The organism is Marinobacter sp. ELB17 (assembly GCF_000169375.1).
Lineage (GTDB): Bacteria > Pseudomonadota > Gammaproteobacteria > Pseudomonadales > Oleiphilaceae > Marinobacter.
Window position 1 is genome coordinate 22,945 of the sequence record NZ_AAXY01000033.1, and the last position, 10,083, is coordinate 33,027.

The window sequence follows — 10,083 nt, forward strand, 5'->3', positions numbered from 1 at the left end:
CGAATAGCGAACGAGGAAACAACCATGACACATTGCTTGAGAATAGGCGTAGGCGGCCCGGTAGGCTCCGGCAAAACCGCATTGCTGCGCCAGCTGTGCAACGCCCTGAAAGACCACTACGACATCGCCGTGGTCACCAACGACATCTACACAAGAGAAGACGCCGACTTCCTGTTGAAGCACGACGCCCTGCCGGCAGACCGCATACTGGGTGTTGAAACCGGCGGCTGCCCCCACACAGCCATACGCGAAGACGCCTCTATGAACCTGGCGGCCATCGACGACCTGCAAAACCGACACCCGAACCTGGAACTGGTGCTGGTGGAATCCGGCGGCGATAACCTTTCGGCCACCTTCAGCCCGGAACTGTCTGACCTGACCCTGTACGTGATTGACGTATCCGCCGGCGACAAAATCCCCCGCAAAGGCGGCCCCGGCATCACCAAATCCGACCTGTTGATCATCAACAAAATCGACATCGCCGAATACGTGCACGCCTCGCTGGACATCATGGAGCGTGATTCCAAAATGATGCGCGGCGAACGGCCCTTTGTGTTTGCGAATCTGTATGACGGGGTAGGGCTAGAGACGATTATCAGCTTTATTTTGGAGCGGGGCATGCTGCCGGAGCGCAGGCCGGTAAAACTGGCTGAAACTGCTTGACCAAACCCCTTTTTTTCTTTCGAATTAAAACGGAGAAACAGTCATGAAAAACATCAAACAAATGAGTATCAGCGCGATGCTCCTACTGGCTTCTACGAACGCGCTGGCGCACTCCGGCCACGAAGCCATTGGTGACGTTCTGCATATTGAATACCTGGTTGCGGCAGTGATCGTCAGCGCAATAGCGTTCACGGCCTGGAAGAAAATTAAGCAACGTCGCTGAGAGTTAAGACGACGATTGCGCAGCCTCTTAACGTCCCCGCAAGAACGGCTGGCGGCAAACGCCAGCCCTTTCCCCGTACCCGTTTTGAATCGTGCGACCTCTGGATTATTGCAATAACTTGGACGTCGCGCGGTGCCGTGCGCTCACGTCATTTTTGAGCTAAGGTATTTTTTCGATATAGCTTGGTTGAACCTTTACTCTGCATTCGTGCGTGACAATGAGGACGTCGCGCCTTGGTGGCGATGAAGCGTTCAGTATGGTTACGGGAAAAAGCAAAATAACATGACAATATCAATTATTTGTACCAATAAAGACCCTGAACCCTGGGTAGCCGCCCTAAGGGCATTAGACCCTACTCTCGACGTTCAAATATGGCCAAACGAAAGCCGCAAAGATGACGTTGAGTTTGCCTTATGTTGGAATCATCCCGAAGGCGTTCTACAAGACTACCCAAATCTGCGATGCATCTGCTCTATGGGCGCAGGTATAGATCATTTACTGAATGATGAATTTTTGCCAAAAGATCTACCGGTGATAAGAATTATAGATCCTCTATTAGCACAGTCTATGTATGAATATCTTCATACAGCCGTTATGTATTACTTCCGGGATTTTGACATATACAAAACTCAGCAATACCAATCGAACTGGAAACAACAGTCACCCAAAGCAATAGTCCATACGACCATCGGTGTAATGGGGTTAGGTAAGCTTGGAGAATATTCGGCGAGTAAGTTTTCTGAGATTGGATTTAATGTCATTGGTTGGTCTCGTTCTCAAAAAACGATGACCGGAGTAAAGTCTTATGCAGGTGACAGGCAACTAGAAGAATTTCTTTCGCAAGTAAATATATTGATTTGCTTATTGCCCCTGACAAACGAGACGCGTGGTATTCTTAACTTAGAAAACTTAAATAAACTGCCTTTTGGGGCTTGCTTAGTCAATGTAGCGAGGGGCGAGCACTTAATGGATGAAGATCTGATAACAGCACTAAATGAAGGTCAGCTGAGAGGAGCGTGCCTTGATGTTTTTAGAGAGGAGCCATTATCTCAGATACATCCATTTTGGCAGAATAACAAAATACTCCTGACCCCTCACTGCTCAAGCATTACAGATCCTGACTCAGTCGCGCCTCAAATTTTGAAAAACTATCGACTGATGAAAAGTGGTCGGGCCTTAATGAATCAAGTAGACGCTTTTCGAGGTTATTAAGCAGTTGGATTGAATCATATCCAGAAAGGACAGGCACAACAGGCAGGTATAGTGTATCCCCGCGAGATTAAGTGGTGTGAAGAGTGTGAAGAGTGCCTGTCTCTGGTGTTTTTCCCGAAATTGGAACTGGTGCTGGTGGAATCCGGCGGCGACAAAATACCCCGCAAATGTGGCCTCAGCATCACCAAATCCGACCTGTTGATCATCAACAAAATCGACATCGCCGAATACGTGCACGCCTCGCTGAACATCATGGATTGTGATTCCAAAATGATGCGCGGCGAGTGGCCATTCGTGTTTGCCAACCTTTACAACGGGGTAGGGCTGGAGATGATTATCAGCTTCATTCTGGAGCGCGGAATGCTGCCGGAGCGCAGGCCAGAAAAGCTAGCTGAAACTGCCTGAACCATTAACACCACGGACAAGACCAAGGAAAAACATGATGAAAACAGCTACCTAACTGCTGATGGCCACCGGCCTGATGGTTACCGCCACAGCCGCCTCTGCCCATGCCGGCCACGACGCAGGCACCGGCTTCACCAGCGGCTTATTACACCCCATGCTGGGCCTCGACCATTTGCTCGCCATGGCCGCCATTGGCTTCTGGAGCGTGCGCCAGAACGCCACCCTGAAAAACAGCACACCACTGTTTGTGATCGGCGGCATGATCTTGGGCGCAGCAATGGCCATTGACGAGGAGCAGTGTCTAGAGCCGATTTCAGCGATTTCCTATACAGGTTACGTTGGCTGGGAAGTTGGTGCACGTCATTCTTGGATTCGAAGATTTTGGGCCGTAGAAGTATCGTCTTTCTCGTTTTCCTGTCACGAAGAGTAAGACTATGTTTCGTAAGATTGTGGGGCGACGGAGAGTTATGTTAAGTGTATTATTCTCTAGTCTAGACTCTAAAGTATCTTTGATGCTAATAGGAATTATTTGATGAATCATATCAAAATAAATATTAATACTATAATTTGGGGGATTTGTGTCAAATAAAAAGGAATACAAGATATCTATTGATCCTAGAATACTGGAGCTTTTAGGTCCAAGTTTGTATACGAATATATATTTTATATTAGCAGAGCTGATAGCGAACGCTTACGACGCAAATGCAAAAAATGTATATATTATTCAAGAGAAGGGAAGCCTAACTGTTGAAGATGATGGTCATGGAATGTCTTATGAAGATGGTGACATTGCCAAGTATTTAAATGTTGCTCAAGAAACTAGATCTATATCAGATCAGGAATATGTTTCAGGTAGCGATAATAAGCGAAAAAAAATGGGGCGGAAGGGAGTCGGAAAGCTGGCGGCTTTGTCAGTCTCACCTAATGTTGAAATAAAAACAGTTAGAAATGGAGAGCGATCGGGTTTTATATTGTCCAGAAACGTCAGTGATGACCGACTTCTTAAGCCTATTGAAGAAGAAGATATTAAGTTCAATAAAATAGAAGAAAATGGAACAGCCGTTGTGATGAGCAGTCCTCAATATGTTCTTAATAAAACGGTAAAAGCGATTCGTAACAATATCCTAAAAATATTTCCTTTAGTTGATGAAGATTTTCGAATCCATGTCGAAGTTGGAGGTCAAAGTACTGTAATTGACTCTTTCGAAAAGGATCTTGTTTCCGGGCTTGGGGGATTGATCACTTTGGGGGTGGAATACGAAGGGCTTGCGAAACATTTTGATAGTCAGTTGGATAATAAAGAGAAGTATGAACGTGATCTCCTTAAGAAGTGGCCGAGTCATAAAAAGAATTTAATTCTGAAATGCAAGGATGGTGAAGAAGATTCGTTCGAATTGGAAATTCGTGGGTGGATCGGGGTATATCGTTCCACCAAAGGCAGAAAGCTAGATAACTCTGACTTTCCAGATAACTTTATATCTTTATTATCAAATAAAAAATTAGGTGAGTATAACATATTACCGATAGTTGGAAAAAATGCAATGACTGAGGTATATGTTGTTGGTCAGTTACACGTAGACCTGTTCGAAGAAACCGAACTTCCTGACATGGCGCTTAGTAATAGGCAGGGATATAAGACAGATGATGAACGTTATCAGGAAGTATTGAGGTATGTTAGGAATGAGCTTCTCCCCAAGGCAATAGGTTTACGAGTAAAGTATGCGTCTTTCGTAAAGCAGGAGAAAGACGAAGAAAAGAATAGGATGAAAAAGCAGCGCGAAGAGTTGTTTAAGAGGAAAATTGATGAGTTTAAGTCTGTCGCATCGAGTTCTGCAGCAGATATGATCAGCGGGCAGTTTAAAAACGGTGAAGTAAGTTTAGATGAAGTAAGGGGTTATGTATCGAAAGCTATAAATAATAGCTTTCCAAATATGGGTGTTAAGAAAACGATAGATAGTGCCAAGAAGAAGCTTCTTATTAGTCACGCTAGTGCGGACAAGTCATCTTGTGATTTTATTTATGATTTGTTAATTTTCAATGGGGTTCCTGCAGGTGAAATACTTTATACATCATCTGATAATCCAGAATCCGTTATACCAGATAAAGCTCCAATATTCGAATACCTGCGTAATTTTTTTGTTGAAAGTTATTCAACAGAAGGTATTTACGTAATATACGTTACCAGTAGCTCAATGGCTGATAGCTGGGGAGCTGTTTCAGAAGTTGGAGCGGGCTGGGTTACGAAGAGTGAGCATGAAATTTTCAATATCAATAGTTACAAACCAGAAAAGCCATTAGACGTAGAAGTGGTCTGGGCTAATATCAGCAATGATTCCGACGGAAGGATAAATTTAACGGTTCATGATGCTAATAGAGTGGTCAGTAAGATAGAAGGAATAACAAATTCACTGAAGTATACCTCGAAGAGTGAAAGATTGATTTTGAATGAAGTGCGACGTTTAGCGAATGTAAAATGAGAGTGCTTTTGTCTTTTTTTCGGAGCTGGTCGGATGAATAGTATTACTGCAATTGACTTATTTTGCGGTGCAGGAGGTCTAACTCATGGTCTTATAAAGGCAGGGGTTAATGTAATCGCTGGTGTTGACGTTCAGAAATCCTGCAAATACGCATATGAAAAGAATAATTATGGAGCCGAATTCGTTAACATGGATGTCAGAGAGTTAACAGGGATGGAGCTCAACGCACTTTATCCCAAAAAAAGTGTGAGGCTTTTGGCTGGGTGTGCACCTTGTCAACCTTTTTCGACGTACTCCCAAGGCCGAGATGTAAAGAATGATAAGAAATGGCCGCTGCTCTACGCGTTCTCTCGTCTCATTGGTGAGGTTCTTCCTGAATTAGTAACAATGGAGAATGTTCCCGATGTCACGAAACATGAGGTGTACCATGATTTTGTTGGACATTTGGGAAGTTTGGGTTATCGAGTTTGGGCGCAAAAAATTTACTGCCCTAACTACGGTATACCTCAAAGCCGTAACCGGCACGTTCTGCTTGCATCTAGGCTCGGCGACATCAAAATACTGGAGCCGATTAGGAAGCCTAAAAAATATAGAACAGTAAGGCAGACTATCGGAAACCTTCCGTCATTGAGAGCTGGAGAACAGTGTTTGAAAGATAGGTTGCATATTTCTGCTGGACTATCATCTATCAATTTGACGAGAATAAAACACTCTAAACCAGGTGGAACTTGGCGTGACTGGCCAGAGAGTTTGATGGCAGAATGCCATCGGAAGGCGACGGGAAAAACCTATGTTAGCGTCTATGCGCGAATGAGCTGGGATAAAGTCAGTCCAACTATAACCACGCAGAGTTATGGTTTCGGAAATGGACGGTTTGGGCATCCCGATCAAGATAGAGCTATATCGCTCCGCGAAGCTGCCATGTTGCAAACTTTCCCTAAGAGCTATCAATTCATTCCACCAAATGAAAAAGTGCAGCTTGCTCCCATTGGAACCATGATTGGTAATGCTGTTCCCGTAAATTTAGGTAAAGTTATTGGGAGAAGCTTTCAGCAGCATATAAAGTCAATGAAGTAGTTTTTTAAATAGTTCTGCTTTGATTTTTAGTTGTTAAATTTATCCCTTAGAGTCTTTGGAAATGAATAAAGATGAATATATTGAGTTTCGATTAGACCACCAAATAGGGTGGTATGATAAAAATAGCTCGAGTGCACAATTTAAGTATAAGTATTTCCGGCGGTTCGAGATTATTTCTGCTGCTGCTATTCCGCTGATTGCAGGTTTCGGTACAGGTATTGTTCCAGTGAATTTGATTTTGGGAATTCTTGGTGCGGCAATTGCCGTCGCGTCCTCTTTTGAGGCATTGAGCAAATATCACGAACAATGGATAGAGTACAGGACTACATGCGAATCTCTTAAGCATGAAAAGTTTTTATTTCTTTCAGGAGCCGAACCCTATTGTGAAGAAAATTCATATCGCCTTCTTGTCCAACGAGTAGAAAGTTTAATTTCAAAAGAGAACAGCGAGTGGTTTCGATATACGAAAAAACCGTCAACAAAGAGCAATGATGATCTTGAGTCCAAGAAGTAAAACGATGATCTTTAGTAAATTTTGGACCAATCTTCCAACAACTGTTTGCTTCATTTTTTGTCTAGTGGGGTGATGGGGTCAGGTCTTGCGTTTTGCCTCTGTCTTGCCATTTCGTTGTAATCGTCTCAGTCTGTCCCGCCGAAATCGGCGTGAGCTCATTGTTGTATTTGACGATAACCGCTGCGACTTGCGTCAGTTTTCGACGACGTGTGTGAGACCTCCAACTGGGAATGCCACGCCTACTGTCTGATGGGCAATCACCACCATCTTTTGACTGAAACTACTTCTTTGGACTTCATTATTCTCGCGTAAGCCAGATTATTCGAGAGGCAAAATGCGAAATCTGACCTCGAATAATCGCGAATTCGCCATTTTGGCTACCTGAGCAACTGCACTCGACGCCGCAAAATGGCGGTTATCCGGTACTGTTTATTGCAGCCGCCCAAACCAGAAGCGACACTGGAGAGCCCGGCGTCTCAGCGATGCTGGCCCTGCCTCCTCTGTGACAACGGTCTGGTTCGCATGATTCGCCAGATTCCACGATTTAGACCAGCAGTGATCCCAGCGGGCTAACCCATCTCCGCCCGGTTCGGTGCTTGGAAAGCAGCCGTTCTAAAGGAGCTGGGCGTTTCTGCGGGTCAACGCTGGAAAAAGGGGTATACGAGGGGTAGTCTGAGGGAAATCAAAACAAGGAACCGCCTCGTGAAGGATCGAATGAGACCAAAACCCGCCGGCATCGCTTCGCGCCTGACCCCAGATGGACCGTTCAGGCCCGCCCTTCAAATTACTTTATCCTTAAGCATCGTTCGATAGCCGCGGAGTTGGCGGCTTAGCCCAACAGAAATTTAAAGGTCATGCTGCGCACGACCATTAAATGCTTAGGTGTTAGCACTCTAAAGAGATCATATGGAAATCAGCTGGGATAAATATAAAGAAATAGTTGGTGCTCAAGTCAAAGAGCAGAAAGAGTTGATTTATCGTGGTCAATCTAACTCTGCGTGGCATCTCACTACTTCTCTTCATCGCACTGGCAAGATAAGTAACCAGAATGACTTTTTGGCGTTTTTCAATCAGCTAATCCCTGAAGTACAGGAACAGGTAGAAGCATGGGATGGTTCGCGCAGAGATCTAACTGATTCAGGAAAAATGGCTCAATTCATTGCTTTTTTACAGCACAATGGTTTTCCTACTCCATTGCTAGATTGGACATTTTCTCCATATATAGCAGCCTATTTCGCATTCGAAGGTATAAACCACTTTTGCCCTCAGTCTGATGAGGTTGCTGTTTATGTGTTTGATCAAAATACATGGTCTTCAACGTATAAACAGACCTATAATTTTGACGAGCCTGCCGTTCATGTAACCTTGTTAAGGCCGAACTTTAGAGGTAATCATAAGCAAATGCTTCAGCAAGGGATTTTTTGGTTTACCAATTGCCAAAATCCAGAAGTCCACGTTCGTATTAATGAAAAAGAAGGCCGAAAATTTCTAACTAAATACACTTTTTCAGTAAAAGAGCGCAGGCACGCAATGCGTGACCTTGAGCTTATGGGGATAACTGCAATGCAGTTGTCTCCTGGAATTGAATCAGTCTGCAAAAAGGCTTATGAATCCGTTTGCTCGCGCTTTGATGTTGGTAAAACTCCTTCAGAGAAATAAACTAGTAATGTGTTTTCTTTGCTTGATGCTGTTTAAACCAAATCAACTTGTGCTGTTGATGAAGAGTTTGTTCGATTTAATATATGTAACTCTAAAGTAAAACCCAAAAATGTTAAGCGAAATATTATAAACAGCACAGTAGATAAAGTGCTAACCAGCGGCTCCGCCGGACAAATTTCCGCTGCCACCTTTTGTGCAAAAACACGCACAAAAGCCGCCATCAAAAATTTGCTCGGTGAGCCGGGTGTTAGGATTGGCAGTTACCAAGGGGATAATTATGAGACTATTTATTAGAGTTGTATGTTTTTTTGCTATCTTTTTTATTCCGCCGGTTCAAGCGAGCGATCTTCAAAGATGTAAAGCTCAAAATCTCGATAGCTTTAAAGCCTGTGAAAGGCTTGCTTCAGGTAATAACCCCGATGGTCAATTTGGTTTGGGTCTACTTTTTCTGGAAGGCAATGGAGTAAAAGAGGACTATCAAAAATCTTTCGAGTTGATGCATAAGGCGTCTATGCAAGGACACGCAGCTGCACAGTTTCAGGTTGGGCAAGCGCATGTCAATGGGCAGGGCGTAAAACAAAACTTTGAAGAAGCTTACGCATGGTTTTTGGTATCAAAAGAGAATGGCAATTCTATAGCCTCTCGAGGCATTGATTTTATGGAATCCAAAAACCTAATAAAAAAATCAAAAATGAATGCTATAACGCAGAGGGCAAATGATATTTACGCTAGCACCTCTAATAAAAAAGGTTTTCAGTATGATGACACTGAGAGCTCCCAAAATGTTAGCAGTTTAGCTGAGTACTGCGATATGGTTATGCCTACAGTCGATAGTGTAATAACGTATAAAAAATATGGTAAGCCTCAGTCTGAAGCTAGGCAGCTAATGATAGGGATGACTGATAAAGAGGCTATAAAGATGATGAATGGCGTTATAAATTGGGTATGGAGTACCAATGTGCCAGTAAGTGAGATGAGCCGCTATTTTAAAAATAAATGTTTGGGACAAAGTAAGGAAATTAGCTTCATGTTTCCATAGGTCTCCTAACTAATGGCTGTTGTAGGACGGCCCTCCGCTTCGCTCCAGCTCGCCGCAGAGCAAGGTGTCAAGCAAAATCAGTATGGACTCAAAATAGGAAAATTCATGAAAAAAACAATATCAACTCTTGCCTTTGTCATTCTCCTTGGTGGCTGTGCAACAGCCGTCACAAAAGGGGATCGGGTATTTATTACGCCTTCAGATTCCGCCCACCTATCAAACTGTAAAATGCTTGGGCAGGTTCAGGTTGATGCTAGTATTGGGGGCCTGTGGGATAAAAACCAACAAGTAATGGAAATAAAGAATCGCCTTCGCGATGCAGCAGCAGAGCGTTATTCAGAAGCAGATACGGTGACTCACTCTGATCTGAATGTTGGTGCATGGTCAGCTCCAGATGCTCAAGCAATGGGCACAGTATTCAAGTGCTTTAATAACTAATAGTAAAGCACCTAACAAGGCCAAGCACAGCGTCAGATTTTTCGTTGCGGCTTTGCCTCCACTACAAAGACGCGCGTTTTGGCGGCGTTAGGCGCTATTAGAAATAGGAGCATACTGTGGTATCGGGTATTCGAACCGCCGGATACAACCCGCACGGAAAACCGGGACAGATTTATTTTCCCACTGTACAGAACGGATTCCGTGCTTCAGAAGCAGGGAGAAGCTGATGCCAAGGCAAACCAGGGTGATCGTGCCCGGTTTTCCCGACTTTATCTCGATAGGGTATAGGTAAGCGCCTGAACACAGTGGTGGAAAAGCTCTGCAGAGAAAAACGGGTGTTCGCCTGGCTGCTCAGCTAAAAATAGTTGACCACCGG

At 44.1% G+C, this 10,083-nt stretch carries 10 protein-coding genes and 1 pseudogene; all 11 read left to right on the plus strand.

From position 1 onward, the window contains the following. Positions 1–24: 24 nt before the first annotated feature. The 11 genes and pseudogenes from ureG (at position 25) to MELB17_RS20615 (ending at position 9,707) form a co-directional block, all read left to right on the plus strand. On the plus strand, positions 25–663 hold the full coding sequence (ureG, locus tag MELB17_RS20565) for an urease accessory protein UreG (RefSeq protein WP_007352275.1): 639 nt from the start codon (positions 25–27) through the stop codon (positions 661–663). Positions 664–706: 43 nt separating this feature from the next. Continuing rightward, positions 707–886: a hypothetical protein gene (locus MELB17_RS20570; RefSeq protein ID WP_007352276.1), complete on the plus strand. Its 180-nt coding sequence runs from the start codon at positions 707–709 to the stop codon at positions 884–886. 282 nt (positions 887–1,168) lie between these two features. After that, a complete protein-coding gene (locus MELB17_RS20575) occupies positions 1,169–2,098 on the plus strand; it encodes a 2-hydroxyacid dehydrogenase (RefSeq protein WP_007352277.1) in 930 nt (309 codons plus the stop codon). A gap of 96 nt (positions 2,099–2,194) precedes the next feature. Continuing rightward, a pseudogene (locus MELB17_RS20580) lies at positions 2,195–2,503 on the plus strand (GTP-binding protein); the annotation flags it as partial. Between the two features lie 76 nt (positions 2,504–2,579). Then, positions 2,580–2,933, plus strand: coding sequence for a HupE/UreJ family protein (locus MELB17_RS24125; protein ID WP_227499001.1), 354 nt, complete (start codon positions 2,580–2,582; stop codon positions 2,931–2,933). 148 nt (positions 2,934–3,081) lie between these two features. Continuing rightward, positions 3,082–4,980, plus strand: coding sequence for an ATP-binding protein (locus MELB17_RS20590; RefSeq protein ID WP_007352280.1), 1,899 nt, complete (start codon positions 3,082–3,084; stop codon positions 4,978–4,980). Between the two features lie 33 nt (positions 4,981–5,013). Beyond that, positions 5,014–6,057, plus strand: a complete 1,044-nt coding sequence (locus tag MELB17_RS20595) for a DNA cytosine methyltransferase (protein WP_007352281.1) — start codon at positions 5,014–5,016, stop codon at positions 6,055–6,057. A 61-nt stretch (positions 6,058–6,118) separates the two neighbouring features. Next, positions 6,119–6,571: a DUF4231 domain-containing protein gene (locus MELB17_RS20600; RefSeq protein WP_007352282.1), complete on the plus strand. Its 453-nt coding sequence runs from the start codon at positions 6,119–6,121 to the stop codon at positions 6,569–6,571. A gap of 906 nt (positions 6,572–7,477) precedes the next feature. Further along, complete coding sequence (locus MELB17_RS20605; RefSeq protein WP_007352283.1) at positions 7,478–8,230, plus strand: FRG domain-containing protein; 753 nt, start codon at positions 7,478–7,480, stop codon at positions 8,228–8,230. Positions 8,231–8,507: 277 nt separating this feature from the next. Next, positions 8,508–9,269: a tetratricopeptide repeat protein gene (locus MELB17_RS23390; protein ID WP_007352284.1), complete on the plus strand. Its 762-nt coding sequence runs from the start codon at positions 8,508–8,510 to the stop codon at positions 9,267–9,269. Positions 9,270–9,374: 105 nt separating this feature from the next. Then, positions 9,375–9,707: a hypothetical protein gene (locus MELB17_RS20615; protein ID WP_157133369.1), complete on the plus strand. Its 333-nt coding sequence runs from the start codon at positions 9,375–9,377 to the stop codon at positions 9,705–9,707. Positions 9,708–10,083: the final 376 nt, after the last annotated feature.